Origin of the sequence: Bradyrhizobium campsiandrae (assembly GCF_014529705.1) — a bacterium.
Classification (GTDB): Bacteria; Pseudomonadota; Alphaproteobacteria; order Rhizobiales; family Xanthobacteraceae; genus Bradyrhizobium; species Bradyrhizobium campsiandrae.
In genome coordinates this window covers 1-387 of the sequence record NZ_JAANIH010000274.1, presented here as the reverse complement: position 1 = coordinate 387, position 387 = coordinate 1, and the positions used below count along the sequence as shown (strand labels likewise).

Genomic DNA, 387 nt, shown 5'->3' with positions numbered 1-387 from the left:
GCATGCTTTGAGTCCCGGTTCACAAGGTATTGTCTCGCTTCTTGCAAACCAAATTTCGCGTAATCTGCCATACGAAGCGTTTCCTCCCGAGCCATTTCCAGTGCAATACCCGGAGATTGATCGATTAAATTGGTATCTACATGTTTTGTTTTATAGTCAATTCGCGAGTCGTCGCCAGGAATAAGCTTCGTAACAAGCCATGCAAATGCACCGATAAACCAGAATTGAATAAAGGTATTCGTAATATTAAACGTCCCGTGCGCAACCGCAATCGTCATTTCTGGGTTTAGTCCAAACAGTCCTTGCAGGTAGGCAACCAGAGAAGTGAATAGCGGAAGTATCAGCATGAAAATGATTGCACCGATTAAGTTAAAGATAACATGTGTC

Annotated in this window: 1 protein-coding gene; it reads right to left on the bottom strand. The window is 43.2% G+C overall.

Annotated features, from left to right (window positions below; genetic code table 11):
* Nucleotides 1-387, bottom strand: a 387-nt coding sequence (locus tag G8O24_RS47405; protein ID WP_188108461.1) for a Na/Pi cotransporter family protein, incomplete at both ends; no start/stop codon positions are given.